General features: G+C 72.8%; 24 protein-coding genes and 2 pseudogenes. 15 read left to right on the top strand and 11 right to left on the bottom strand.

Annotated elements, in window-relative coordinates; all coding sequences use genetic code 11:
- Positions 1–207: 207 nt before the first annotated feature.
- Together DDJ31_RS09610 and DDJ31_RS09605 are read left to right on the top strand one after the other, a co-directional pair.
- Entirely contained in the window at positions 208–1191 is a 984-nt protein-coding gene (locus DDJ31_RS09610) for an MBL fold metallo-hydrolase (RefSeq protein WP_164785006.1), read from the top strand.
- Between the two features lie 330 nt (positions 1192–1521).
- Positions 1522–2631, top strand: a complete 1110-nt coding sequence (locus DDJ31_RS09605; protein ID WP_431029251.1) for a glycoside hydrolase family 6 protein — start codon at positions 1522–1524, stop codon at positions 2629–2631.
- Positions 2632–2685: 54 nt separating this feature from the next.
- Here DDJ31_RS09605 and DDJ31_RS09600 read toward each other — a convergent pair whose 3' ends face one another.
- A complete protein-coding gene (locus DDJ31_RS09600; protein ID WP_127180697.1) occupies positions 2686–3165 on the bottom strand; it encodes a GNAT family N-acetyltransferase in 480 nt (159 codons plus the stop codon).
- A gap of 238 nt (positions 3166–3403) precedes the next feature.
- Here DDJ31_RS09600 and DDJ31_RS39010 point away from each other — a divergent pair.
- From DDJ31_RS39010 to DDJ31_RS09575, 6 genes and pseudogenes are all read left to right on the top strand, one after another.
- Positions 3404–3538 (top strand): annotated as a pseudogene (locus tag DDJ31_RS39010) (nucleotidyltransferase domain-containing protein); the annotation flags it as partial.
- A 217-nt stretch (positions 3539–3755) separates the two neighbouring features.
- Positions 3756–4415 (top strand): annotated as a pseudogene (locus DDJ31_RS09595) (nucleotidyltransferase domain-containing protein); the annotation flags it as partial.
- 163 nt (positions 4416–4578) lie between these two features.
- Positions 4579–6459 (top strand): FUSC family protein, encoded by a 1881-nt coding sequence (locus tag DDJ31_RS09590; RefSeq protein ID WP_127180698.1) that lies wholly within the window; start codon positions 4579–4581, stop codon positions 6457–6459.
- 84 nt (positions 6460–6543) lie between these two features.
- Complete coding sequence (locus DDJ31_RS09585; RefSeq protein WP_127180699.1) at positions 6544–7866, top strand: cytochrome P450 family protein; 1323 nt, start codon at positions 6544–6546, stop codon at positions 7864–7866.
- Between the two features lie 87 nt (positions 7867–7953).
- The gene (locus DDJ31_RS09580; RefSeq protein WP_127180700.1) at positions 7954–8643 is read left to right on the top strand and encodes a DUF899 domain-containing protein; all 690 of its coding nucleotides are present in this window, start codon (positions 7954–7956) and stop codon (positions 8641–8643) included.
- A gap of 155 nt (positions 8644–8798) precedes the next feature.
- The gene (locus DDJ31_RS09575) at positions 8799–8987 is read left to right on the top strand and encodes a hypothetical protein (RefSeq protein WP_127180701.1); all 189 of its coding nucleotides are present in this window, start codon (positions 8799–8801) and stop codon (positions 8985–8987) included.
- A gap of 61 nt (positions 8988–9048) precedes the next feature.
- Here DDJ31_RS09575 and DDJ31_RS09570 read toward each other — a convergent pair whose 3' ends face one another.
- The 3 genes from DDJ31_RS09570 to DDJ31_RS09560 form a co-directional block, all read right to left on the bottom strand.
- Positions 9049–11145 carry an ABC transporter ATP-binding protein gene (locus DDJ31_RS09570; RefSeq protein WP_240678445.1) on the bottom strand — a complete coding sequence of 699 codons (2097 nt, stop codon included), beginning with the start codon at positions 11143–11145 and terminating at the stop codon, positions 9049–9051.
- Positions 11146–11691: 546 nt separating this feature from the next.
- Positions 11692–12132, bottom strand: a complete 441-nt coding sequence (locus DDJ31_RS09565) for a hypothetical protein (RefSeq protein WP_164785007.1) — start codon at positions 12130–12132, stop codon at positions 11692–11694.
- Entirely contained in the window at positions 12123–12839 is a 717-nt protein-coding gene (locus DDJ31_RS09560) for an ATP-binding protein (protein ID WP_431028412.1), read from the bottom strand. The genes DDJ31_RS09565 and DDJ31_RS09560 overlap by 10 nt, the downstream gene beginning before the upstream one ends.
- Positions 12840–13085: 246 nt before the next feature.
- Here DDJ31_RS09560 and DDJ31_RS09555 point away from each other — a divergent pair, with 246 nt between their 5' ends.
- The 3 genes from DDJ31_RS09555 to DDJ31_RS09545 all read left to right on the top strand — a co-directional run bounded on the left by DDJ31_RS09555 (position 13086) and on the right by DDJ31_RS09545 (position 15096).
- Complete coding sequence (locus tag DDJ31_RS09555; RefSeq protein WP_127180703.1) at positions 13086–13946, top strand: helix-turn-helix domain-containing protein; 861 nt, start codon at positions 13086–13088, stop codon at positions 13944–13946.
- Positions 13947–14201, top strand: coding sequence for a DUF397 domain-containing protein (locus DDJ31_RS09550; protein ID WP_124004405.1), 255 nt, complete (start codon positions 13947–13949; stop codon positions 14199–14201).
- A 79-nt stretch (positions 14202–14280) separates the two neighbouring features.
- Positions 14281–15096, top strand: coding sequence for an SAM-dependent methyltransferase (locus DDJ31_RS09545; RefSeq protein WP_127182882.1), 816 nt, complete (start codon positions 14281–14283; stop codon positions 15094–15096).
- A 295-nt stretch (positions 15097–15391) separates the two neighbouring features.
- Here the strand turns inward: DDJ31_RS09545 and DDJ31_RS09540 are convergent, their stop codons facing one another.
- Both DDJ31_RS09540 and DDJ31_RS09535 read right to left on the bottom strand, forming a co-directional pair.
- Positions 15392–16879, bottom strand: a complete 1488-nt coding sequence (locus DDJ31_RS09540) for a glutamate synthase subunit beta (protein ID WP_127180704.1) — start codon at positions 16877–16879, stop codon at positions 15392–15394.
- Between the two features lie 183 nt (positions 16880–17062).
- The gene (locus DDJ31_RS09535; RefSeq protein WP_127182883.1) at positions 17063–17542 is read right to left on the bottom strand and encodes an anthrone oxygenase family protein; all 480 of its coding nucleotides are present in this window, start codon (positions 17540–17542) and stop codon (positions 17063–17065) included.
- Between the two features lie 336 nt (positions 17543–17878).
- On the opposite strand from DDJ31_RS09535, the gene DDJ31_RS09530 reads away from it, so the two are divergent.
- Together DDJ31_RS09530 and DDJ31_RS09525 are read left to right on the top strand one after the other, a co-directional pair.
- Positions 17879–18520 carry a uridine kinase gene (locus tag DDJ31_RS09530; RefSeq protein WP_171480795.1) on the top strand — a complete coding sequence of 214 codons (642 nt, stop codon included), beginning with the start codon at positions 17879–17881 and terminating at the stop codon, positions 18518–18520.
- A 155-nt stretch (positions 18521–18675) separates the two neighbouring features.
- Positions 18676–19104, top strand: a complete 429-nt coding sequence (locus tag DDJ31_RS09525) for a CBS domain-containing protein (RefSeq protein ID WP_127180706.1) — start codon at positions 18676–18678, stop codon at positions 19102–19104.
- Positions 19105–19111: 7 nt separating this feature from the next.
- Here the strand turns inward: DDJ31_RS09525 and DDJ31_RS09520 are convergent, their stop codons facing one another.
- Positions 19112–20239, bottom strand: coding sequence for a magnesium and cobalt transport protein CorA (locus tag DDJ31_RS09520; protein ID WP_127180707.1), 1128 nt, complete (start codon positions 20237–20239; stop codon positions 19112–19114).
- Positions 20240–20519: 280 nt separating this feature from the next.
- On the opposite strand from DDJ31_RS09520, the gene DDJ31_RS09515 reads away from it, so the two are divergent.
- Complete coding sequence (locus tag DDJ31_RS09515) at positions 20520–21314, top strand: methyltransferase (RefSeq protein WP_127180708.1); 795 nt, start codon at positions 20520–20522, stop codon at positions 21312–21314.
- Positions 21315–21401: 87 nt separating this feature from the next.
- On the opposite strand, the gene DDJ31_RS09510 is transcribed toward DDJ31_RS09515, so the two are convergent.
- Together DDJ31_RS09510 and DDJ31_RS09505 are read right to left on the bottom strand one after the other, a co-directional pair.
- Positions 21402–22316: a carbohydrate kinase family protein gene (locus DDJ31_RS09510; RefSeq protein WP_240678247.1), complete on the bottom strand. Its 915-nt coding sequence runs from the start codon at positions 22314–22316 to the stop codon at positions 21402–21404.
- A gap of 40 nt (positions 22317–22356) precedes the next feature.
- A complete protein-coding gene (locus DDJ31_RS09505; RefSeq protein WP_164785008.1) occupies positions 22357–23265 on the bottom strand; it encodes a pseudouridine-5'-phosphate glycosidase in 909 nt (302 codons plus the stop codon).
- 98 nt (positions 23266–23363) lie between these two features.
- Between DDJ31_RS09505 and DDJ31_RS09500 the strand changes: the two genes are divergently transcribed.
- Positions 23364–23792, top strand: a complete 429-nt coding sequence (locus DDJ31_RS09500) for a VOC family protein (RefSeq protein ID WP_171480794.1) — start codon at positions 23364–23366, stop codon at positions 23790–23792.
- Between the two features lie 85 nt (positions 23793–23877).
- Here the strand turns inward: DDJ31_RS09500 and fdhA are convergent, their stop codons facing one another.
- Together fdhA and DDJ31_RS09490 are read right to left on the bottom strand one after the other, a co-directional pair.
- Positions 23878–25104: a formaldehyde dehydrogenase, glutathione-independent gene (gene fdhA, locus DDJ31_RS09495; RefSeq protein ID WP_127180711.1), complete on the bottom strand. Its 1227-nt coding sequence runs from the start codon at positions 25102–25104 to the stop codon at positions 23878–23880.
- A 103-nt stretch (positions 25105–25207) separates the two neighbouring features.
- The gene (locus DDJ31_RS09490; protein WP_127180712.1) at positions 25208–25762 is read right to left on the bottom strand and encodes a methylated-DNA--[protein]-cysteine S-methyltransferase; all 555 of its coding nucleotides are present in this window, start codon (positions 25760–25762) and stop codon (positions 25208–25210) included.
- Between the last annotated feature and the right edge of the window lie 3 nt (positions 25763–25765).

Genomic DNA, 25765 nt, shown 5'->3' with positions numbered 1-25765 from the left:
CAGGTGAGTGAGAGGAGCGGTGTGGGTCAGGTGAGTTGGGTGAGGGGAGCGGGGTGAGTCGAGCGGGTTGGGTGAGAGGAGCGGGGTGAGTCAAGTGGGCTGGGCGAGAGGAGCAGGGTGAAGCAGGCGAGTTGAGTGAGGTGAGGGTGGTGAGGTGGGTGGGGGTGGTGGGAAGGGCCGTGGCCGGCTGTGGCCACAATGATCGTCATGAACCTTCCTGACGGACTCCCCCTGGTCGCCGACGGACTCCACCTCTGGTCCCCTGGACACCCGGGCACCTGGGGCTTCGCGAACTGTCTGCTCGTGACCTCCGGCGGGGACGCGGCCCTGGTCGACACCCCCTACGACCGCCCGATGACCGAGGCCCTGATCGCCGCGGCTCGGCCGCTGCTGGCCGGCGCCACCGTGGGCACCATCGTCAACACCCACGTCAACGGCGACCACACCTTCGGCAACGGCCTCTTCCCCGGCGCCGACATCATCGCCACCAAGGCCAGCGCCGAACACCTGTGCAGGGAACCGTCGCCCGCGCAGATGCACTTCCTCACCCACGGCACACCGGCCGACGAGCCCCTCGGCTGGTACGCCCGTGAGCACTTCGGCCGCTACCGGTACGAGGGCGTCGACGCCGTGCCGCCGAACATCACCTTCTCCGGGCGGCACGACCTGCGGGTCGGCGAGATCGACGTCGAGCTGATCGAGGTCGGCCCGGCGCACTCGGCCGGCGACCTGATCGTCCATCTGCCCGCCCAACGGGTGGTCTGCGCGGGCGACGTCCTCTTCGCCGACGACCACCCCGTGCACTGGGACGGCCCGCTCGCCCGGGTCGCCGCCGCGTGCGAGACGGTCCTCGCCCTCGAACCCGAGGTGATCGTCCCCGGCCACGGCCCGCTGATGAGCCCCGAGGACGTTCACCAATACGCTGCCTATCTGCGGGAGTTGGCCGAACTGATCCGCGTCAGGCACGCCGCGGGCGTCCCCGCCTACGAGGCCGCGGCCGACATCCTCACGACCGGCTTCCACGACCACCTCGGCCTGCCGGAACGGATCGTGATCCTCACGGCCGTGGAGTACCGCCACCTCGACGGCGGCCATGGCGAACCCGACCTCGTGGCACTCGCCGGGCAGGCGGCGCGCTGGGCGTACGAGCGGCGCGGGCCGGGCGCCGGGACCGTCCCGCCGTCGGGGTGATCTTCCGGCGAACCGCTGGGCGGAGTGCGGGGCGGTGCGTGCGGCGCCCCGCACACTCCCGGGAAGAAAAGTCCCCGCCCGGTCGTCGCCGGTCGCCGTCGTGTCGCGCGCCCCGGTGGCGGGAACGGAGTCGCCCGTGCCCAGGTCAGCGCCACCGCCGAGGCCACGCGGCACCACCGGTCGATCGCCGTCGCCGTCGGCGCCACCGCCACCGCCGTCGCGCTCGGCGTCGTCGCCACCGCCGTCGCCGCCCTCGCTGCGGGAACGGTTCGCCGAGGGGCCGCGGCCGCGCTGGTCCGCCGTGGGGCCGCGGCCGCGCTGCTGATCGGGCTGTGCTGCGCGGCCGTCGCACCGGCCACGGCGACGGCCACCGGCACGGGCGTCCCACTGGCCCCGACGACAGTCACCGGGGCGGGCGCGAGCACGGCCACGGGCGCGTCCTCATATCCGCCCCCGTCCGCGTATCCGCCCCCGTCCGCGCCCCCGGCCGACGAACCCTTCTGGACCGACCCCGATTCCGCCGCCGCGCGCCAGGCCGCCGAGTGGCGCGCGGCCGGGCGGTCGGCGGACGCCGCGCTGATGGAGCGGATCGCGGGACGCCCGCAGGCCGAGTGGATCTACGGCCCCGACCCGGCCCCGACCGTCCGCGCCCGCACCACGGCGGCGGCGCGTGCCGGACGCCTCGCCGTGCTCGTCGCCTACTACGTCCCCAGTCGCGACTGCGGCCAGTACTCCCACGGCGGCGCCCCGAGCGCGGCCGACTACCGTGCCTGGGTCGACGCGTTCGCGGCGGCGCTCGACGACCGCGGCGCCTACATCGTCGTCGAACCGGACGCGGTGGCCCAGGTGGTGGCGGGATGCACCGAGGTGACGGCCGCCGAGCGCTACGCCCTCCTGGCCTACGCCGTGGACCGTTTCAAGAGCAGGGCGCACACCCGTGTCTACCTCGACGCCGGCAACTCCGCCTGGATTCCCGAGGCTTGGCGGCTGGTCGACGCGCTGAAGGCGTCAGGGGTGCGGCGGGCCGACGGGGTGTCCCTCAACGTCTCCAACTTCCAGACCGACCAGGCAAGTTCGAGATACGGGGAGTGGCTCTCGAAGGATCTCGGCGGTATCCACTACGTCATCGACAGCAGCCGCAACGGCAACGGTCCGCTCCCGGCGGCGACCGGCACGGACGCCTGGTGCAATCCGCCGGGCCGGGCCCTCGGCACCCCGCCGACGACCCGCACGGGCGGCGACCGCCTCGACGCGTACCTGTGGATCAAACGCCCGGGAGAGTCGGACGGCACCTGCCGGGGCGGCCCCGCGGCGGGCCAGTGGTGGCCGGAATACGCCCTGGAACTGGCCCGCAACATTCGGGACGAGGTCCCCGACGGCGCCCGTGACGGTGCCCGTGATGGCGCCCGCGGTGCCCGCAACGCCCCCCGCAGCCGCTGACCGCTCGCCGCTCACGCCCCCGCCGAGCCCCCGGCCGTCCGCCGTTCCCCGCGCCTACGGCCGCCACACGTACCGCACGTCCGGTTCCCGCTCCTCGTTCCCGCTGCCGTCCGTGTGCGCGACGGCGGTGAAGCCGTGACGTTCGTAGAAGCGGTGCGCGGGCGTGTTGACCTGGAACGTCCAGAGGGCGAGCCCGTCCGGTGCCCGCTCCTTGGCGAGGTCCACGAACCGGTCCCCGACCCCCCGGCCACGCCACCCGGGGTCGAGATAGAGCTGCGAGATCTCACCCTCACCCAGCACCATCACCCCGACGACCTCCCCGCAGGCGTCCGCCACCCAGGTCTCCCGGCACGGCACCACGACCTCGCGGAAGTAGTCCCGCACCTCGTCGTCGGAGCGCGGTCGGACGACGGTCGGCAGCGCGGCGCGGAACGAGCGCAGCCAGACGTCGGCCGCCGGACCGGCGTCGGACGCGCCCGCCCGACGGAGGACGACATCGGACCCGGCCGTTCGGCCCGGCGCGGTTGAGCTCATCGACGGCACTCCTAGGGGACAGCCGCAGCGGCGGCCGGTAGGGACAGGGCACACCGATCCTCCCCGCGCCCGGCCCCCACCGCATCCCAATTCCCTTCCCGCGCCCGGCCCGTACCGCATCCCAATTCCTCTCCCGCGCTCGGCCCGCACCCCACCCCCACCCCATTCCCTTCCCGCCGCCGCGCCCCGGGCGGTAAAGGGCTCGACGTCGTCGTTGTTGTCCGGGCAGGCTGCTGCCATGCCCGACGACCTCTCCGACGCCGCCTTCCTCGACCGCACCGCCGACACGCTCGCCCGCCTCCCCGGGGTGCGGGCCGTGGCGCTCGGCGGATCACGGGCCGAGGGGACCGCCCGCGACGACAGCGACTGGGACCTTAGGGCCTGTCGTTTGGATCATGCGGCGAGTCGCGGGTCAGGCCACGCCCATCTGCGGCGTTGTCGTCGGTTGCCGACGTCCCCCGGCCTTCGGCCGGGAGGTGCCCCCACCGCGTCGACGCCCTCCTCCGCCTTGCAGCTGCACGCGTCCTGACCCGCTCGGGTCGGCCGACAAGGCACCGCACCTCGGCGCCGCCTGATCCAAACGACAGGCCCTAGCCATCTACTACCGCGGCCACTTCGACCCCGCCGACCTGCGGGCCGTCGGCTGGGGAGGTGAGGTGTCCGAGGTCGGCGGGTGGGGTGGCGGGGTGTTCAACGGCGGGGCCTGGCTCACCGTCGAGGGACGGCGGGTCGACGTGCACTACCGCGATCTCGACGTCGTCGAGCGCGAGGTGGCCGAGGCGCGGGCGGGACGGTTCCGGGTGGAGCCGTTGCTGTTCCATCTCGCCGGGATCCCCACGTACCTCGTCGTCGCCGAGCTGGCCGTCAACCGGGTGCTGCGCGGTGAAATGGCGCCTCCTGGACCGTACCCGGAGGCGCTGCGGCGGGCCGCCTTCGAGCGGTGGAGCGGCAGCGCCCGTGCGACGCTCGGGTACGCCGAGGCCCAGCACGTCCCGCACGGGCGGCTCACCGAGACCGTCGGGGCCGTCGCCGTCGCCGTCACGCAGGCCGGACACGCGGTGCTCGCGGCACGCGGCGCGTGGGTGACCAACGAGAAACGGCTCCTGGAACGGGCCGGACTGCGGGCCGTCGACGCCGTCGTCGCCGAGGCCGCCTCGGACGGCGATCTGGCGCGCTGCGTGCAGCGGGTGCGAGAGATCTGCGAAGCCGCCTTCGTTTCCAAGGTCGACGTCCCGGGATTTCGTTCATAAAGAAACCCGGACATCCCGCCAACCGTCACATCTCCGCAATACAACCGTTCCGCCTTCTCCTTCCGCTCCGACTACCGTGGACGTCCCGCAGCACTGAACGCCACCGCCCCGGCCACCGTCGCCCGAAGGCACCACCCGCCCTCGTCGAGACGACAGGAGCCACGTGACCCGGTCCCTGCCCGCACTGCCCCCCTGGCTCGCCCACGCCCTCCGCGCCCAGCGCGGTCCCGTTCCCTGGAGCGCCGTCGTCAGAGGCGCGCTCGCCGCCGGGCCCGTGCTGCTCGGCGCCGTCCTCCTCGACCGCACCTCCCTCGGGGTCGTCGCCGCCATCGGCGCCATGCTCGCCGGGATCAACGACCGCCCCGGCAGCCGGCGTGCCGCCGTGCGGCGCCTCGGGATGCCCGCGCTCGCCGGGGCCGCCGGGCTGCTCGTCGGGACGTCCGCCGGAGACCACCTCGGGCCACTCGCCCTCACCCTCCTCCTCACCGCCGTCGGACTGCTGGCCGGTTCGGTCAGCGCCGTCGGACCGATCGCCTCCGGAGCCGGGACGCAGCTCCTGGTCGCCTCCTCGATCGGCGCCGGGATGCCGCTGCCCGACGCCGGCTGGCAGCGGGCCCTCGCCTTCCTGACCGGCGCGGGCTGGCTGCTCGCGGTACGCCTCGTGCTGCCGACCCCGCGCGCCACCGCGGGCGACTTCCGCTTCGGCGGCGAGCGGGACGCCGTCGCCGCCGTGTACGACGCCGTCGCCGCACTCCTCGACGCCGCGGGCACCGACGACGCCACCACCCGCCGCGCCGCCCTGACCAGCGCCCTCGACCAGGCACAGGACGCCCTCACCGGCCCCCGGCTACGGCGTTACGCCAGCTCGGCCGCGGAACGGCGACTGCACGCCCAGTACGCCGCCGCGCTCCCGCTCGCCGAGGCCGCGACCGCGCTCGCCTGGGCCGGGGACGCCGCCTCCGCCCGCGCCTCCGCAGGACCCCGCAGGCTCGCGGACGCCGTCAGGGGCGGCACCCCGACCGGGCCACTGCCCGCCCCGCACCGCTCCGCGCCCGCCCTGCGCGCCCTCGACGACGCCCTCCTGCACGCCGCCCACGCCTTCGACCAGGGCGAAGGCGGCGACCTGCACACCCGGCCCCGGCCGGCCGGCGCCCGGTGGCGCGCGGTGTTCGGGGCCGGCGGGCGCGAGTACGGACTGCGGGTCGCGCTCTGCTTCGGGGCCGCCGTCGCCGTCGCCCAGTATCTGCACCACGCCCGCTGGTACGGGCAGCACCAGCACTGGTACTGGCTGCCCGCCACCGCCGTCTTCCTCGTCAAGCCCGACCTCGGACCCCTGGTGTCACGGGTGCTCTGCCGGGCCGCGGGGACCGTCCTCGGCGCGCTCCTGTTCGCCGGGTTCGCCGCCGTGCTGCCCCGGCCCGAAGGGCTCATCGCGCTCGTCGCCGTGAGCGGCGCCCTCATACCCGTCGCCACCCGGCACTTCGCCGCGCAGACCGCCGTCGTCACCGTGCTCGTCCTCGCCCTCGTGATGGTCGGCGGCGAACCGCAGGCGTCCGCCGGGCGGATCGGCGAGACCCTGCTCGCCTGCGCGATCGTCCTCGTCGTCGGACACCTCCCGATGCCGGGACAGCGCGGCGGCGGCGTACGGTCACGGGTCGCCGCCGCGCACGACGCCGCGCACACCTATCTCACCCATGTGCTCGGGGAGTCGGCGCTCGGCGGCGGCACTCCCGAAGCCCGAGCGGTCCGCTGGACCCTGCGCCGGGAGGCCTACCGCACCCTCGCCGAGGCCCGCGCGGCCATCGCCCTCGCCGCCGCCGAACTCCCCTTCCTGGCACGGCACTCGGCCGGCGCCGACGACATCGTCCACACCCTGGAACGACTCGTCGACGCCACCACCGCGTGCGCCGTGCAGCTCGACGACTCCGGCCGCCTCGCACCCCAGCACGCCGAGCAACTCACCTCACTTCTGGACGAGTTGGAGCAGGGACGAGAACGGAGCGGGCTGCGCCTCCCCGAACGGCCCCTGCCACTGGCCGGATAGGGGGACACCTTGGGCGGACGGGCGGTGAGCGGACGGACTCCGGGTGTGCCTGACCCGGCCCCCCGACTGTCTAGGCTTGCCCCCATGGACCCCGCCGACGGCCTTCTCGACCACCCCCACGACGTCTACCCCCGGCTGCGCGAGAGCGCGCCCGTGCACCGGATCACCGGGCCCGACGGCACACCCGCCTGGCTCGTCACCCGGTACGACGACGTCCGTGCCGCCCTGGCCGATCCCCGGCTCTCGCTCGACAAGAAGCACGCGACGCCGGGCACCTACCAGGGGTTCCGGCTGCCGCCCGCGCTCGACGCCAACCTCCTCAACATGGACCCGCCCGACCACACCCGGGTCCGCCGACTGGTCGGCCGCGCCTTCACCCCCCGCCGGGTCCAGCAACTCCGGGCTCCCATGAGGGAGTCCGCCGACCGCCTCCTCGACGCCCTCGGCCCGCACGGCACCACCGACCTCGTCGCCTCCTACGCCACGCCCCTGCCGATCACCGTCATCTGCGATCTGCTCGGCATCCCCGAGCACCACCGGCACGACTTCCGGGCCTGGACCGACGCGCTCCTGCTGCCCGACCCGGCCAGGCCCGAGGCGGGCAAGCAGGCGATCGTCGCCATGCTCGGGTTCTTCGCCCAACTCTTCGCCGACAAGCGCGCCCACCCCGCCGACGACCTCCTCTCCGACCTGATCGCCGTACGCGACGAGGACGACCGGCTCAGCGAGGACGAGTTGACGTCCCTCGCCTTCCTCATCCTGTTCGCCGGGTACGAGAACACCGTCCAACTCATCGGCAACGCCGTCTCGTTGCTGCTCCAGCACCCCGACCAGCTCGCCGCCCTGCGCGCGGACCCGGCCCGTATCCCGTCCGCCGTCGAGGAGTTCCTGCGCCACGAGGGGCCCGCCGCGTTCGCCATCCGGCGCTTCCCGGTCGAGGACGTGACCATCGCGGGCGTGACCGTCCCGGCGGGCGAGACGGTCTGGGTCTCCCTCGCCTCCGCCAACCGCGACCCCGGCCGCTTCCCCGACCCCGACCGCCTCGACATCGGCCGCGACACCTCGGGACACCTCGCGCTCGGCCTGGGCATCCACTACTGCGTCGGCGCCCCACTGGCCCGCGCCGAGACGGAGATCGCCCTCGCCGCCCTCCTCGAACGCTTCCCCCGGCTCGCCCTCGCCGACGACGAACTCCGCTGGCGCCCCTCGCTGCGCGCCCGCGGCCTCGCGGCCCTGCCGGTCACCTACTCGACCGACTCCGAGGCCCACGCCGGCGCCGACGCCGACACCGACACCGAGGCCGACCCCGAGGCCCACGCCAAGGCCGACCCCGAGGCCGATCCCGACGCCGACCCCGAGGTGGAACCCGACGACTCCTCCCCGACTCCTTCACCCGCCGGTTCCTGACGGCGGAAAAAGTCTCCGGTACGGCGATGAGTTCCCGTCCCGCCCCCGGTCTGCCCCTCTGTACGGACCGTTGGTACAGGAGGAGCAATGTCGCTTCCGGAGATCGTCTCGCGCGAGCAGTGGCGCGCGGCGCGCGAAGAACTGCTGGTCAGAGAGAAGGAGGCGACCCGGGCCCGGGACGCGCTCAACGCCGAGCGGCGCCGGCTGCCCATGGTGGAGGTCGAGCGGGAGTACCTCTTCGAGGGCGGCGACGGCAAGTCCGCACTGGCCGACCTCTTCCAGGGCCGCCTCCAACTCGTCGTCTACCACTTCATGTTCGCCCCGGAGTGGGACGCCGGCTGTCGCAGCTGCTCCGGCTTCCTCGACCAGGTCGGCCACCTCGCCCACCTGAAGGCGCGCGGCACCACCTTCGCCGCCGTCTCCCGGGCCCCCTACACGAAGATCCTGCCGTTCAAGGCGCGGATGGGGTGGACGGTCCCCTGGTACTCGTCGTACGGCAACGACTTCAACCGGGACTTCGAGGCGACCCTGACCCATGAGGGGGAACTCGTCGACCGGCCCGGGATCAGCTGCTTCCTGCGCGACGGCGACCGCGTCTTCCACACCTACTCGACGTTCGCGCGCGGGCTCGACGGGCTCGGCTCGACCACCAGCTTTCTCGACCTGACCGCGCTCGGGCGGCAGGAGGAGTGGGAGGAGCCCCCGGGGCGCGCGTCGGCGCTCGGTGCGCCGGCCGGCAGCGACCGCGTCCGCTATCACGACGAGTACGAGGACTGACGCGGAGCGTGCCGGCGATCATCCGTCGGTGAGCGGAGCTTCACCGTCCGCGGTGCACAGGTGTCGGCTACATCTCAGTACGGTCGCCCACCGCGACCTTCCGCCCCCAGAAGGCGTTAACTCCTACAACGCATGACGCTTTCTGGAGGTGCAGGGTGGTGAACGGGCGAACCGTGCTCGAACGCTTTCCCGCGGGCGGGCCGCGCGGGTCGTGGCCGGCCGAGGAGTTCGCGCACGCGCGACGGCAGGAGGGGCTGGCGGCCGAGGTCGTCATGGACCTCGCGAGCGACACGTTCCTGGTGATCGTGCGAGGCCAGGAGGCCGTCGTCGACGTGGTGGCCTGACGCGGCCGGGCGGAGCCGGGGGAACCGGGGGAACTCGGGGGAACCGGGCGGACCGTCGTCGTCAGCCCGCCTTCGGCGCAGGGACCGGTGAGGGGGCCTTTGCGGGGGCCGGCGTGGAGCCGGGGTCCGGTGTCCGTGTCGTCGACCGGGGGTGCGGCGTGGATGAGGGGTTCGGTGCGAGCGACGGGTTCGGCGCGGACGCGGAGTTCGGTGCGAGCGACGGGTTCGGCGTGGATGAGGGATTCGGTGCGGGCGACGGGTTCGGCGCGGACGCGGCGTTCTGCGTGGGTGGGGGATTCGAGGTCGACGGCGGCGGGACCGGGGTCGTGAACTGCTCCGCCTGGAGCGAGTACAGCTCCGCGTAGACACCCCCGCGGGCCAGCAGCTCGTTGGGCGTCCCCGACTCCACCAGACGCCCCTGGTCCAGGACATGCACCAGATCCGCGTGCCGCACCGACGCCAGCCGGTGGGTGATGAGGACGACCGTCTGCCCGGTGGCGGCCAGCGCCCGGATCTTCTCGAAGACCTCCAGCTCGGCCCGCGCGTCCAGCGCCGCCGTCGGCTCGTCCACGATCAGGATCCGGCCGCGCCGGTACGCGGCCCGCGCGATGCCCAGCCGCTGCCACTGCCCGCCCGACAGCTCGTGGCCGCCGCTGAAATTGCGGGCCAGCAGCGTGTCAAGACCCCTCGGCAGCTCCTCGACGACCTCCTCGGCGCCCGCTTCGGCCACCGCCCGCGCCAGCCGCTCATCGGTCAGGGGCGCGGAGGAACGGCCCACGGCGACATTCACCCGGGCGGTGAACGGCCAGCGCTTGAAGTCCTGCGCCACCATCGCGATCCGCTCGGCCAACGCGTGCCGGTCCGCGGTCGCGGTGTCGACGTCGTCCCACAGGATCCGCCCCCGGCCCGGCGTGTACAGGCCCGCGAGCAGCTTGACCAGGGTGGTCTTGCCCGAACCGTTCTCGCCGACCAGCGCCACGATCCGACCCAGCGGAAGGGTGAGCGTGACATCGTCGAGCGCCGGGCGGACCGACTCACCCGGATAGTGGAAGGTGACGTTCTCGAACCTGATCTCGCTCGGGTCCTCGGGCAGCGGATCACCGCCGACCGGGATCGCCCGCTCGGCCGCCTCGACATACATGCGCCGCAGATCCCCGACGAACAGCGCCTCCTCGTGCAGCGAGTTCACCTCCAGCACCAGACTGTCCAGGCTGCTGGAACCGGTCCGGATCGCGATCACCGCCGTACCCGCCACCGAGAGCGCCATCGCGCCGGTGAGCAGCAGCCCGCCGAGCGTCGCGTACGTCGCCACCGTGGCGAGACCGGTCCAGACCGCCGCGATCAGACCCGTACGGGCGGCGAGCTTGGCCAGCCGGGCCTGCTCCGCCTCCGCCGTCTCCGACATCGACCGGAAGTGCCGCAGCAGGAACGGCCCGACACCGTGCACCCGGATCTCCGGGGCCGCCGCCGGCTCCGTGAGCAGCGAACTGATCAGCTGACCGGCACGGGCGTGCTGCACCCAGGTGTGGAACGACGCGTAGCGGCGCCGTGCGTTGGTCAGCGCGCTCCACGCGCTCGGCAGCGTCATCGTCATGAGGAGCGGAAGCAGGGCGGGATGCAGCACGGTCAGCACGCCCGCCGCCGCGATCAGCGAGATCGCCGCGTTCACCACCCGACTGGCGTACGAGATCATCCGGCGGGCCGACGCGGCGCCGTACTGCGCGGTGTCCAGCAGCTTGTGAAAGGCGTGGTCCTCGATCGCGGCCAGCTCCACGGCCGCCGCCCGCTCCAGGTACAGCTCGGTGGCCACCCGCTCCACCTTCGGTTCGAGCCGCCCGGTGGCGTAGGTGGACGCGGCCCGCAGCAGCGCCCCGAGCAGGGTGACGGCGGCCATCGCGGCCAGCGCGGGGGCGGCGCCGCGCAGCCGGTCCTCGATCGGACCGCCGGCGATCAGCCGGGCCAGCACGCTGTTGACGGCGAGCAGCCCCACCGCCTGCGTCAGGCCCCGGGTCACCTCGGCGAGCAGCACGATCCGCGCGGCCCGCCGGTCCGCCTGCCAGGCCAGCCGGAAACTCGACCCGAGCAGCGCGGGCAGCCGCGTCACCATGGCCCGGAAGCCCAGTTCCATGAAGGCGTCCCGGTGCTGGCTCCACCCCATGTCGTAGCGGAGCGGCCCGCCGAACAGCAGCCGTTCCGAGTCGGAGACGTCGCCCTCCGCCAGTCCCCGCTTCTTCGGCACCGCCGACCTCCCCGCCTCCGGATGGACGAACGGCCACTATCGCGGGCCGGGCCGACGCGGGGGAGGGCGCATGGAGGAGCGGGCGGGGAGCGCGCGGGGCGCGGGCTCGGGAGGGGCGGGGGAGTGCGCGGCCCGCGCGGGTTGTGGAGGTGCGGGAGTGCGCGCCGTGACGGCTGTGGAGGCGGGGGAGTGTGGGGCGCGCGGGGTGTGGGGGAGTGCGGGCCGCGCGGGTCCTTGAGGTGTGGGGGCGTGCGTTCCGGGGTGTGGGGGAGTGCGCTGTCATGGCCGGGGCGGAGGCGCCCCCCTGTAAAAGGCACCTCCGCCCCGGTCCGGCTCCCGGTCACCCCCATGACCGGAAGCCACCCCCCTCACTCGGGTCTGTGTGGCACTGCGGGGTCTGTGCGGCGCTGCGGGTCCGCGTCCGGGTGTGTCAGCGGGTCCGCGTCCGCGTTCGCGCGGGTCCGCTCAGGCGCTGACGGGTCGGGACCAGGTCGGCGTCGTCCCCATCACCCGGCACAGGGCCAGGTACAGCGGGATCGGCGGGGTGTACGGCAGCGTGCCGTCCGGCTTGTGGATGAGGCCGGGTACCGCCGGGGCGTCCGGAACAACCGCCCCGGCGGCGTACTGGGCCGGAGCCGGCCACTCCAGCGCGTAGTCGGAATCCGCCGGGACCAGCCACCACCAGTGCGCCTCGTCGGCGTAGACGCATCCCACCCTCGGCAGCCTGGGCAGCACCAGCGGTCCGAAACGGGCCGGCGCGGCCACCGCGTCACAGCCCATCGGTGCCGTCATACCGGCCGGCAGCGGCAGCCGGTGAGGCGTGGCCGGTGTCTGCCGTCCGCGCTGCAATCGCACCAGCGTGTCCAGGTTCAGGACCTGGCCGCCGGACGCCGCCCTCATTCCCATACGCCCCCCGTCCGGTGCCGCGCCACCGCGTGCCCTGCCGTCGCCTGTCGCGCCGTCGCGTGCCGTGCCGTCGCCTGTCGTGCCTCTGCCGCTTCGACCGTCTCGTTGTCGTCGGACCCGTCCGCCGGACCGGGTTTGGGGCGGGCCCCCCAGCCCAGGTCGTTGCACGGTCCGCAACGGTGTCGGGGCGCGTCGGTCTGCCGGGGCAGCTCGGCCCAGACCATCAGGCCAGGACCGTGCTCGTGCGCGCCCCATGCCTGGCACATCGCCTCGATGAGGAGCAGTCCCCGTCCGTGCTCGTCCTCGGCCCTGCCCTGGCCCGGCCGGGGTTCACCCGGCGCGCAGCCCTCGTCACGCACGGCTATGCGCACCAGATCGTCGCCGTCGAGCAGCTCGCAGACTATGGAGCTGCTCGCGGTGTGCACGAGGGCGTTGGTGACCAGCTCGGATATGACCAGGACCGCGGTGTCGCAGATGTCCTCGCACACCGCCCAGCCGGACAGCCTGGCCCTGGCCAGGCGTCTCGCCTGGGCGGGCGAAGCCGGGTGGGCGGCCAGCTCGAAACGGAACCGGCGCTCGGCAACGGCCCCGGAGGGGCCTGCTCCCGCGGCGGCACCGAGGCCGAGGCGGCCCACGGCTGCGTCTGTTCCTAAGGGCGCGGACGGAATCACGCTTGCCACTATCGCCCCGCCGTGAACACTTGGCAAGTGTCACTCTGAAAAATGCAGAGTGCGGTGTGACGTTCTGGAAGGGCGTGGCACACTGCTGACAACAGAACGTCGAGCGGCGCCAGTTGGGATCACCGGAGATCCGCACAGATCTTCGAATAGGTCTTCGAATGGCGCCGCAGGGCTGTCAGCATGCTTTCCGTGCTGTTCGAGGCCGGCCGGACCCATGCCCCGGCGGCCCGACAGGGAGTCCGTGCCCGCCAGGGCCAGCAGTGGAGGTGGAGCGTGAGTGAACCGCGGTCCGCGCCGACGGTCGGCCAGGTCGTCCTCGGTCGCCGGCTCCTGGACCTGCGGGAACGCGCGGGACTCAAGCGCGAGGAGGCGGCCCGCGTACTGCGCGTCGCGCCCGCCACCGTGCGCCGCATGGAGATGGCCGAGGTCTCCCTCAAGATCCCCTACCTCCAGCTCCTCCTGAAGTCCTACGGGGTCTCCGACGAGGAGGCCGAACTCTTCGTACGGCTCGCCGAGGAAGCCAACCAGCCCGGCTGGTGGCAGCGCTTCCACGACATCCTGCCCGGCTGGTTCTCCATGTACGTCAGCCTGGAGGGCGCCGCCGCCCTGATCCGCTCGTACGACCCGCACTTCGTGCCCGGACTGCTCCAGACCGAGGACTACGCCCGCGCGGTGCTCAAGTCCGGCGCGATCGGTCAGACCCAGCCCGAGGAGATCGAGCGCCACGTCGCGCTCCGCGTCCAGCGTCAGGAACTGCTCACCCGTCCCGACGGCCCCCGCTTCTGGGCCGTCATGGACGAGACCGCACTGCGCCGCCATTGCGGCGGACCGGAGGTGATGCGTGCCCAGATCGACAAGCTGCTCGACGCCACGAAGCTGCCCAACGTGACCATCCAGGTCGCCCCCTTCGCCAGCGGGCCGCACCCCGGCACGTTCGGGCCCTTCGTGCTGTTCCGATTTGCCATGTCAGAACTTCCGGACATGGTCTACAGCGAGTACCTGACCGGCGCCGTCTATCTGGACGCGCGCTCCGAGGTGGCGACCCACCTCGAGGTCATGGACCGCATGGCGGCCCAGGCCGCTACGGCACATCGCACGAAGGAGATCCTCCTGGATCTCCGCAAGGAGCTGTGAATGGATCGCATCAAGCCGCGCAAACAGGTCTACAACGGCATGCCCGCGCGGGAACTGGGCAGCGAGGGCTGGCACAAGCCGTGGAGCGGCGGAAACGGCGGGAACTGCCTGGAGGCCATGAAGCTCGCCGACGGCCGGATCGCCGTCCGCCAGTCCACCGACCCGGACGGGCCCGCGCTGATCTACACCACCGACGAGATGACCGCCTTCATCGAGGGCGCCAAGGCGGGTGAGGCCGACTTCCTGCTGTCCTGAACCTTGTTGCGCTTGCCTTGTGTTCCATCCAATTCCCCTATCTTGGCACTGAGTTGATCACTAACAGTTGCGCATTGTTATGGAGTCCGTCATGACCGGGCATTCCCTCACCGACATCGACACCAGCAGACCGCACCCCGCCCGCATGTACGACTGGTACCTCGGCGGCAAGGACAACTACCCCGTCGACGAGGCCATGGGCCGCCAGATGCTCACCCTCGACCCACGTGTCCCCGTCATGGCACGTGTCAACAGGGCGTTCATGCAGCGCGCCACCCGCTGGCTGGCCCACCAGGGCGTGCGGCAGTTCCTCGACGTCGGCACCGGCATACCGACCGCACCCAACCTCCACCAGGTCGCCCAGGAGATCGCGCCCGACGCCCGGGTCGTCTACTGCGACAACGACCCGATCGTCCTCGCCCACGCCGCGGCCCTCCTCCGCGGCACCGACGACGGCATGACCGAGTACCTCCAGGCCGACGCCCGCGACCCGGACGCCATCCTGGACGGCGCCCGCCGGGTCCTCGACCTCGGCCGGCCGGTGGCGCTCTCACTCATCGCGCTGCTGCACTTCGTCTCCGACGACGACGGCGCGCACGACCTGGTACGCCGACTGGTCTCCGCGCTGCCCTCCGGCAGCTACCTGGTGATCAGCCACGCCACCGCGGACTTCACCCCGGAGGAGTCGGCCGCGGCCATCGAGAAGCTGAAGGCCGCGGGCGTCACCCTCGCACTCCGCTCCCGCGAGGAGTTCAGCCGCTTCTTCGACGGCCTCGAACTGGTCGAACCCGGCGTCGAGGTGCCGCAGCACTGGCACCCCGAACTCGGCGACCCCGTCCCAGGCCAGGACGACGGGGTGATCCCGGGATACGGAGCGGTGGCCCGGAAACCGTGACCCGGGGGCCTTCGGCGAGGGTGCGGAAGCCCTGACCTGGGAGCCTTCGCCGGTGGCGGGGAAACCTGACCCGGGCGTCTTCGGTGAGGGCGCTGGGGACGGGGGACGGGGGAATTCGAGTCAGGTGGGGCGGGCGCGGCGCGGACGGTAACTGGTCCGGGCCGCGCCTGTCGCCGTTTCCGGCTCTGCTCCCGTTGCTCGCGGCTTCCCCGGGGGCCCTCCCCCCTCCCCCCGCCCCCACCCCTCCCCTCCCCGCCCCACCCCGCGCCCCCGTCTCCTCCGCCGTCGCCGTGCGCTACACCACCATCGGCCGGTCGTACGGTCCGATCGGTGCCGGCAGCCGTGAACTCCCGGTCAGATAGCGGTCGACGGCCGCCGCCACCGACCGGCCCTCCGCTATCGCCCACACGATCAGCGACGCTCCGCGCGCGGCGTCCCCTGCCGCGAACACCCCGGGTACGTTCGTGGCGAACCCGTCGTCCCGCGCGATCGTCCCGCGCGGTTCCATCGCCAGCCCCAACTGGTCGACCAGCCCGTCCCCGCGGTCAGGACCGGAGAACCCGAGCGCCAGCAGGACCAGATCGGCGGGCAGCGTACGGGTGCTGTCCGGCACCTCCCGCCGTCCGGCGTCCACCTCGACCAGGCTCAACTCCCTTACCCGGCCGTCCGCGTCGCCGGTGAAGTGGAGCGTGGACGCCGCGAACAGCCGCGCGTCCGCGTCCGCCGACGGCGCCGTCCCGAGCGCGTCCGCCTCCTCGTGGGCGGCCGAGAGACGGTAGATCTTCGGGTACGTCGGCCACGGCTCGACCTCGTGGTCCCGGTCGGCGCCCGGCTGCCCGTAGATGTCCAACTGGGTCACGGACGCGGCCCGTTGCCGTACCGCCGTGCCCAGACAGTCCGCCCCGGTGTCACCGCCTCCCACGATCACGACATGCTTGCCCTCGGCCGACAGCGGCGACTCCTCCAGGTCGCCCTCACACACCCGGTTCGCCAGCGGCAGATACTCCATGGCCTGCCATATCCCCTCCAACTCCCTCCCTGGGACGTCGAGTTCCCGCCACGCGGTGGCACCGGCCGCGATCACCACGGCGTCGTAACGGCTCCGCAGCTCCGCCGCTCCCACGTCCCGCCCGACCGCCGTCGACAATCGGAACCTCGTCCCCTCCGCCCGCATCTGGTCCAGCCGGCGTTCAAGATGGCGCCGCTCCATCTTGAACTCGGGTATCCCGTACCGCATCAGCCCGCCCGGCCGGTCGTCCTTCTCGTACACGGCGACGGTGTGCCCCGCCCGCGTCAACTGCTGTGCCGCCGCCAGCCCGGCCGGACCCGAACCGACCACCGCGACCGTCCGCCCTGACAGCCGGTCCGGCGGGCGCGGCGGCGCGAGGCCCAGCTCCCAGGCCCGGTCCGCGATGGCGACCTCGACGTTCTTGATGGTCACCGCGGGCTGGTTGATGGCCAGCACACACCCCGCCTCGCACGGCGCCGGACACAGTCGGCCGGTGAACTCGGGGAAGTTGTTGGTCGCGTGCAGCCGCTCCGCCGCCGCCCGCCAGTCGTCCCGGCTGACCAGGTCGTTCCACTCGGGGATCAGGTTCCCCAGCGGACACGCCTCGTGACAGAACGGGACCCCGCAGTCCATGCAGCGGTCCGCCTGCGCAGAGATGATCGGCAGCAGCGCCCCCGGGACGTACACCTCGTCCCAGTCCCGCACCCGCTCCCCGACCGGCCGTCGCGGCCAGTCCTGACGGGGGGTGGTCATGAATCCCTTGGGGTCGGCCATGGTCGTCTTCCTTGCGTACGCGGACGACATCCGGCGCGCCATGCGTCGCCGGGCGGCACTCTTCCGGCCAATGTACGACGCATCCACCGGACCCGCAGAGTGGGCCGGAGATGCTCTCCACCAGCTCCTCCCAGGGCTCCCGCAGGACCCGCCCAACGCCTCGCGGTCCGCTCTCAGGCCCGCTCAGGCGAGCGCCAGCACATAAGCCAGCGCCGCACCGGCCGAGGCGACCGTCCTGACGTGGTTCCACAGCGTCCACCCCCTTACGTACGACGGCCAGTACGCGGTGGCCTCCGGAGAGCCGGCGGCCAGTCCGAGCAGCGCGTTGTTGCGCGGCACGTTCGCCACCAGCGTCACCCCGAACGAACCGAACAGATACAGCGCGCTGCCTATCAGCAGCTCCGCCGTGCCCTTCTCCGGCCAGAGCACGAACGTCACCACCCCGATCACCGCGCACAGCACCGCCGACCCCATGAACACCGTCATGAACGCCGGTGTCACCGCCGTCCGGTTGATCGAGTTCATCGCGGCCACCCCCTGCGCGGGCGGCAACTCGGCCAGCCCTCTCATCACGAAGGTCGAGAACCCGCAGAACACCCCGGCCACCAGCCCGGTCCCGAGCACGCCGAGCACCGTCAGCACGAAGTACGGACCATCGATCACGTCCACGCCCTCCCCTGTTCCTCCGGGCACCCCGGCCCGGCCTCACCGATCGATTCCCTGACACCCCCGACGACCATGCCCGAGAAGCACGGGCACATGCGCGACCGGACGACGCCCGCACCTGAGCGAACGGAAAGCACCCCACGCCCCACACCCCTCACCCCACGCACTCCCGCACCCCTCACACCACGCCCTCCCGCACCTCTCCCACCACGATGTCCCACGCGCCACGATGTCCCACGCCCCCGGGGCAGGGGAGTCGAGAGAGGTGACATGGTTCCGTCCTTTCCGGCATTGCGGGCATGCCCTGTTCCGGTCTCCTCTCCGCGGCGCATCATGGGCCCTGTGCGACTCGAAGCGATCACCTGGGACCGGCTCGGCGACCTGTTGGCCGAGCGACTGCTCGACCTGAAGCCGGCCGACGGCGGCTCCTGGCCCCGCGTCGCCATCGACGGTGCCCCCGCCGCCCGCCCCGGTGACCTCGCCGAACGCGTCGCCGAGGTGCTGCGCCCGCACGGGCGCCCCTCGCTGGTCGTCGGCACGGAGGGCTTCCTGCGCCCCGCCTCGCTCCGCCTGGAGTACGGCCACCAGGACGTCGAGGCCTACTACAACGGCTGGTTCGACACCGCCGCCCTGTGGCGCGAGGTGCTCGGCCCCCTCGACCCCGGCGGCGACGGCCATGTCCTGCCCGACCTGTGGGACCCGGCCACCGATCGCGCCACCCGCAGCCCCTACGTGCCCCTCCCTCCCGGCGGTTTCCTGCTGCTGCACGGCCCCTTCCTGCTGCGGCACTGGTTCCCGTTCGACCTGACCGTCCACCTCCTCCTCACGCCCGGCGCCCTGCGCCGCCGTACCCCCGAGGCCGACCAGTGGACGCTGCCGGCCTTCGAGCGCTACGCCGCCGAGACCGACCCGGCGGGCACGGCCGACATCCTGGTCCGCGCGGACGACCCCCGCCGTCCGGCCTGGAACGGCTGACCCGCTGCCGTCCGGCTCCGGGTCGGCCTGGAACGGCTGACCGCCGCCGTCCGGCTCCGGGTGCGCCCCGCTCCGGACCCGGCGAGAATGTAGGGCGCCGGGTATCAGCGGTACGTCCCGTGCCGCGCCGGCCGTCCGGCACCGGGAGGCACTCCATGACCACAGCCGGAGACATCATGCACAGCGGCGCCCAGTGGATCCCCGCCCACGAGACCCTGGACCGGGCGGCCCAGCTGATGCGTGAGCTGAACGTCGGATCCCTGCCCATCAGCGACGAGAACGACCGGCTCTGCGGCATCCTCACCGACCGCGACATCGTCATCGGGTGTGTGGCCATGGGGCACGACCCCGCCAAGGTCACCGCCGCCGAGATGGCCAACGGCACCCCGCGCTGGATCGCCTCCGACGCCGACGTGGACGACGTGCTCAGGGAGATGAAGGACCACCAGATCCGCAGGCTCCCCGTCATCGCGAACAAGCGGCTGGTCGGCATGATCAGCGAGTCCGACCTCGCGCAGCACCTGACGGAGGACCAGATCGCCGGCTGGGCCGAGAGCGTCTACGCGATGAGCGGGCCGCGCTGACCCCGGGTCAGAGCCAGCCGTTGCGCCGGAAACCCCGGTGGAGGGACAGACACGCGACCGCTATCACACCGATCACCAGCGGATATCCGAACCTCCACCGCAGCTCCGGCATGTGGTCGAAGTTCATCCCGTACATGCCGCACACCATCGTCGGCACGGCGATCACCGCGGCCCACGCCGTGATCTTCCGCATGTCCTCGTTCTGCGCGACCGTGACCTGGGCGAGGTGAGCCTGGAGGATCGAGTTGAGCAGTTCGTCGAAGGCGGAGATCTGGTCCTTCGCCCGCATGAGATGGTCGAGGACGTCCCGGAAGTAGGCCTGTATCTCCGGTGGGACCACCCGTATCGGACGGGTCGCGAGATCCTCGACCGGGCGGGCCAGCGGCATCACCGCCCGCTTCAGTTCGAGCAGTTCACGTTTGAGCTGGTAGATCCGGCCGGGGTCGGTGCGGGCGCCGTCCGGCGCGAAGACGTCCGTCTCGACCTGGTCGATGTCGCCCTGGACCGAGTCGGTGACACTGAGGTAGTCGTCGACGACATGGTCGGCTATCGCGTGCAGCACCGCCGCCGGGCCCTTGGCGAGCTGGTCCGGACGGTCCTCCAGATCCTCGCGCAGCGGACCGAGGGAGCCGTGCATGCCGTGCCGCACGGTGATCACGAAGTCCTCGCCGACGAACACCATGATCTCGCCGGTGTTGACCACCTCGCTGGTCGCCGTCAGCTTCTCGTGCTCGACGTAGCAGACGGTCTTGAACACCGCGAACAGCGTCTCCCCGTACCGCTCCAGCTTCGGGCGCTGGTGGGCCTCCACCGCGTCCTCGACGGCCAGCGGGTGCAGGTCGAACAGCTCGGCGATGCCCGCGAACTCACGGTCCGTCGGCTCGTGCAGCCCGAGCCACACGAATCCGTCCCGGCTCCTGCGGACCCGCCGCACCGCGTCGACGACGTCACCGTCGCCCGGCTCCCGGGTGCCGTCCCGGTAGGTGACACAGTTGACGACCGAGGAGCCCAGCGGGGAACGGGCCGGATGGCTCAGGTCGACGCGCGGGCGCCGCCGGGTCAGCCGCGCCACCTTGCGGAGGCCACCGACCCTGCCGAGGCTCGTGACCTTCCGCAGATTCCCTGCCATGGACATCTGCGACTCCTTTCCTCGATCTCCCCGGACTCGCCCGCGTGAGCGGGTCGACGGGCCGTGTTCTCGCGCCGTGACGGCCAGTTTGCCAGCTTCGCGCACACACCGGGCAAGCCTGTGGGAACAGGGAATTCCGCTTGGTTCCCGCCTGTGGACAACGTGCCCGCGACGCGGTTCCGGGCAGCTGCCGAGCAGCGCGGACGGCGCGCGCCGACCGGTCCTCCCCGAAGCCGGCGCCGCGTCTACCCCTGCCGACAAGCCGGGCAACTGGGATGATCACGGCATGACGCGAACCGACGGGTATCTCCTCGACAACCGGCAGACCGAGGCGGGAGAGCGTTTCGACGCCTTCGCCTCCCTCTTCGACCCCACCACCTTCCGGCACCTCGCCGGGTTCGGCATCGGCCCCGGCTGGCGCTGCTGGGAGGTCGGCGCGGGCGGCACCTCGGTGGTCTCCTGGCTGGCCAAGAAGGTCGGCCCGACCGGCAGGGTCCTCGCCACCGACATCGACACCTCGCGGCTCACCTCCGTCGCCCGCCCGCCGGTCACCGTGCGCGTCCATGACATCGGCGCCGACGAGCCGCCGGCCGAGGGGTTCGACCTGGTGCACGCCCGGCTCGTCCTCGTCCATGTGCCCGACCGGGAAAGGGCGTTGCGCACCATGATCAAGGCGCTGCGCCCCGGCGGCCGGCTGCTGATCGAGGACGCCGACCCCGCCCTCCAGCCGCTGACCTGCCCCGACGCGCACGGCCCCGAGGAACGGCTCGCCAACCGGCTGCGCCAGGGCTTCCGACGGCTGCTCGCCGACCGAGGCGCCGACCTCTCCTACGGCCGCACCCTCCCGAGGCTGCTGCGCGAGGCCGGTCTCCAGCGGGTCCAGGCCGACGGGTACTTCCCGGTCGCCTCGCCCGCCTGCGCCGCCCTCGAATCGGCCACGATCCGTCAGATCCGCGACCAGCTCGTCGCCGCCGGACTCGCCACGGACGACGAGATCGACCGCCATCTGGCCAACGTCGCCACCGGCACGATGGATCTGGCGACGGCCCCGATGATCTCCGCCTGGGGACGGAAGGCGTAGGGACGGAAGGCACGGGAAGGAGCGGCCGTTCTCCCGCTCCCACTCCCGCTCCCGTGGCCGCCCTCACTCCCGCTCCGGTGGGCGCCCTCACTTCCGTTCCGGTGGCCGTCCCCCCACCCGTTCCACCGCCGCCGCTCCCGCCACGCACCCCGCCCGCGCCGCCTCCACCGGCTCGGCTCCCGTCAGGAGCGCCGCGAGGAACGCGCCGGTGAAGGCGTCCCCGGCGCCCGTCGTGTCCCTGGGCGTCGCCGGGACGGCCGGGACCCGTGCCCGCACCGAACCCGCGCACGCGACCAGCGCCCCTTCGGCGCCCTGTTTGGCGACGACGAGCGGGACTCGCCTGCTCAGTTCGGCCGCCGCCTCCGCCGCGTCGGGCAGCCCCGTCAGCAGGCACGCCTCGTCACGGCTCGGCAGCAGGACGTCCACCCCGTCGACGAGGCCGAGGAAGCGGTCCGCGCCGAGTTCCGTCAGGAAGCCCGTAGACGCGGGGTCCAGACTCACCGGCACGCCCCGCGCGCGTGCGGACGCCAGCGCCCTCGTCACCAGGGCGCGGCTCGGTTCGGAGAACAGCAGATAGCCCGACAGATGCAGCCGGGCGACCCCGTCGAGCAGCGCGTCCGACCAGTCGTCAGGACCGAGCCGCACGGACGCCCCGCTGTCGGTGAGGAACGTCCGCTCGCCCGCCGCGCCCATGTCGACGAGGCAGATCACCGTTCCGGTCGCGGCCTCCGGATCGACGACGAGCAGGGGCCGCACCCCGAGAGCGGTCAGCGCCCGAGCGTGCCGGTCCGCCGCGTCCGAGCCCACCCGCCCCAGCAGCCGCACCTCGGCGGCTCCCCGATAGGCGGCCCAGCACGCCACGTTGGCGCCCGCGCCGCCCGGCACGGTACGGATCACGGCCGCCGTGTCCGTGCCCGGAGCGAGCGGACCGAGATGGCGGGCGACGACGTCCGTGACGACGTCCCCGACCACCAGCAGCGCTCCGCCCGACGCCGTCGTCACGCCCTGGCCACCGGCGGCCGGGCCCCGCCGGGACCCGCCGTCACGCTCCGGTCCAGGCCGCCGCGATCCGTGCCGCGAGCCGCACATTGCCGCGCACCGCCGCCAGGTTGGCGCTCAGCGACGCGCCGTCGGTGTGCCGCATCAGATAGTCGAGCAGGAAGGGGGTGACGCCCTGACCGGAGACGCCCGCCTCCTCGCACGCGTGCAGCGCGTCCGCGAGTACGCGCGCGTGCAGCGCGGGATCCAACTGCTCCTCGCGGGGCACCGGGTTGGCGACGATCAGCGCCGAGCCGGGCCCGTCCAGCGCGTCCTGCGCCCGCATCACGTCCGCGACCTGCCCGGGGTCCCGCAGCGTCCACTCCACCGGATGACCCGAGTCGGACAGGTAGAAGCCGGGGAAGCGGTCGGTGCCGTAGCCGGCCACCGCGACGCCCAGGGTCTCCAGCCGCTGGAGGGTCGCGGGAACGTCCAGGATCGACTTGACGCCCGCGCACACCACGGTGATCCGGGTGCGGGCCAGCAGCCCCAGATCGGCCGACTCGTCCTGCGTCACCGTCCACTCCCGGTGCACCCCGCCGAGCCCGCCGGTCGCGAACACCCGCACGCCCGCCTGGGCCGCGAGCAGCGCCGTCGCCGACACGGTGGTCGCCCCGCTCACCCCGGACGCGACCGCGAGCGGCAGGTCCCTGTGGCCCAGTTTGCGGATGCCGTCCTCGTTGGCGATCCGGTCCAACTGGTCCTTGTCCAGGCCGACATGGGGCCGCCCGTCGAGCACCGCGACGGTCGCGGGAACGGCTCCCTCCCGCCGTACGACGTCCTCGAGCTCCCGCGCCACCTGGAGATTGCGCGGGCGGGGCAGCCCGTGCGCGATGATCGTGGACTCCAGGGCGACCACGGGCCGACGCGCGTCGACCGCCTCGCGAACCTCTTCCGACACCACCAGCACCACGTGCCCGCCTCCTGTCGTCCGGTTTCCCTCATCCCTGGCGGGCGACGCGCCCGGTCAAACACTTGCGGCCTGTGGGGGACGACACCAGCCTGGGACGCATGACCGACAACACGACCCGCCTCGACCATGTCGTCCTGTGGGTGAACGACCCGGTGGCCGCAGCCGACTTCTACGAGCGGGCCGTCGGACTGCCACCCGTGCGGCTCGCCGAGTTCACCGACGGCGAGGTCCCCTTCCCGTCCGTGCGGATCGACGACGAGAGCCTCATCGACCTCATGCCGCACTCCATGGCGGAGCGCATGACCATGCTCCCCGGCGCCGCCGCCAGCTCGGGCCACCCGGTCAACCACATCTGCCTCGCCCTGCCCGGCGACCGCTACGACGCCCTGCGGGCGCGGCTGGAGGAACGCGCCGTCCCCGTCTCCACGGTGTCCGAGGGCTCCTTCGGCGCGCGCGGCCCCGCGACCCGCAGCTTCTACTTCCGCGACCCCGACGGGAACGTCGTCGAGGCTCGGCACTACGACTGACGCGCACAGCGCCTCGGCCGGACAACGGACGTGACGGCGCGTGAGTGCCCGCGCCACCGGGCGCGGGCACCTGCCGGCGGGCGGATCAGACGGGCCGCACCCCCTGCAACGCCCCGTGCGGGTCGAGCACGTACTTGCGGCTGGCGCCCTGGTCGAACTCCGCGTAGCCGCGCGGCGCGTCGTCGAGGCCGATCACGGTCGCGTTGACGGCCTTCGCGATGTGCACGCGCCCGTGCCGTATCGCCTGCATCAGGCCCCGGTGGTACTTCATCACCGGGCACTGTCCGGTGGCGAAGCTGTGACTCTTCGCCCAGCCGAGACCGAGCCTGACCTTCAGCGTCCCGGACTTCGCGTCCTCGTCGACGCCGCCCGGGTCGTCCGTGACATAGAGGCCGGGGATGCCCAGCGCGCCACCCGCGCGCGTGACGCCCATCAGCGAGTTGAGGACCGTCGCGGGCGCCTCCTGGGACTGCGGGCCGTGCGCCCGCGCCTCGAAGCCGACCGCGTCGACCGCCGCGTCCACCTCGGGCTCGCCGGTGATCTCGGCGATCTGCTCCTCGATGGAGCCCTTGGACACGTCGACGGTCTCGCAGCCGAAGCTCCGTGCCTGGGCGAGGCGTTCGGTGTTGAGGTCGCCGACGATGACGACGGCCGCGCCCAGCAGCTGCGCCGAGGCGGCCGCCGCGAGACCGACAGGTCCGGCCCCGGCGACATACACCGTCGAACCGACGCCCGCGCCCGAGGTCACCACGCCGTGGAAGCCGGTCGGGAAGATGTCCGACAGCATCGTCAGGTCGAGCAGCTTCTCCAACGCCTCCTCCCGGTCGGGGAACTTGAGCAGGTTGAAGTCCGCGTAGGGGACCATGGCGTACTCGGCCTGCCCGCCGACCCAGCCGCCCATGTCGACATAGCCGTAGGCGGCGCCGGGGCGGGCCGGGTTCACGTTCAGGCAGATGCCTGTCTTGCGCTCCTTGCAGTTGCGGCATCGCCCGCAGGCGATGTTGAACGGTACGGAGACGATGTCGCCGACCTCGATGAACTCGACGTCGGGCCCCCGCTCGACGACCTCGCCGGTGATCTCGTGTCCCAGGACCAGCCCCTCGGGCGCGGTCGTCCGCCCGCGCACCATGTGCTGGTCGCTTCCGCAGATGTTGGTGGCGAGTACCTTGAGGATCACACCGTGGCGGCTCTTGCGGCCGATGTTCTCGGTTGCGACCCCGGGCCCGTCCTGAAGTTCGAGCGTCGGGTAGTCGGTGGCCCTCACGTCCACCGCTCCCGGCTTGAGGTATGCGACTGCCCGGTTTCCGGTCATGCGTGATCGCCGTCCCTTCGGCTCCGTTCGGATGCCAGTGGCTGTACGCACCGCCAAGTCTGCTCCTGCGGAAGCCGCCCGGCCACCCTTGCCGTGGCCGCCGTCAGAACAGCGGTTCGGGCAGCACACCCTCCAGGGCGAGCAGCTTCCGCTTCGTCTCGAGACCGCCGCCGAAGCCGCCGATGCCGCCGTCCTTCTCCACGACCCGGTGGCAGGGCACGACCACCGGCAGCGGGTTGGAGCCCATCGCCACGCCCACGGCCTGGCCCGCCCCCTGCTGGCCGACCCGCCGGGCCAGGTCCCCGTACCCGACGACCGAGCCGAACGGCACACCGGCCGCGAGCTCGCGCAGCACCTGCCGGTTGAAGCCGGAGATCAGCGACCAGTCGAGGGGCAGCTCGAAGACCTGACGCTCACCGGCGAAGTACTCGTCCACCTGCCGTATCGCGTCGGCCAGCAGCGGAGATCCGGGGTCCTCGACGGGCTCGGTGCCCAGCCGCGCCGCGAGGCGGGCGAGCGCCGTGTCGCGTACCGGGTCCGTGGCGTGGAAGACGACGCTGACCAGGCCCTCGCCGGTCGCCGCCAGCAGCAGTGGCCCGATCCCAGTGCCCACCACCGCCCACACGACCCGCTGTCCGTACCGCCCATGGCTGTCCATGCG

It is taken from the genome of Streptomyces griseoviridis (genome assembly GCF_005222485.1).
In the GTDB taxonomy this organism is placed as follows: domain Bacteria; phylum Actinomycetota; class Actinomycetes; order Streptomycetales; family Streptomycetaceae; genus Streptomyces; species Streptomyces hintoniae.
Note: the sequence above shows the minus strand (reverse complement) of the source record. Positions and strands in the feature narration are given on the sequence as shown.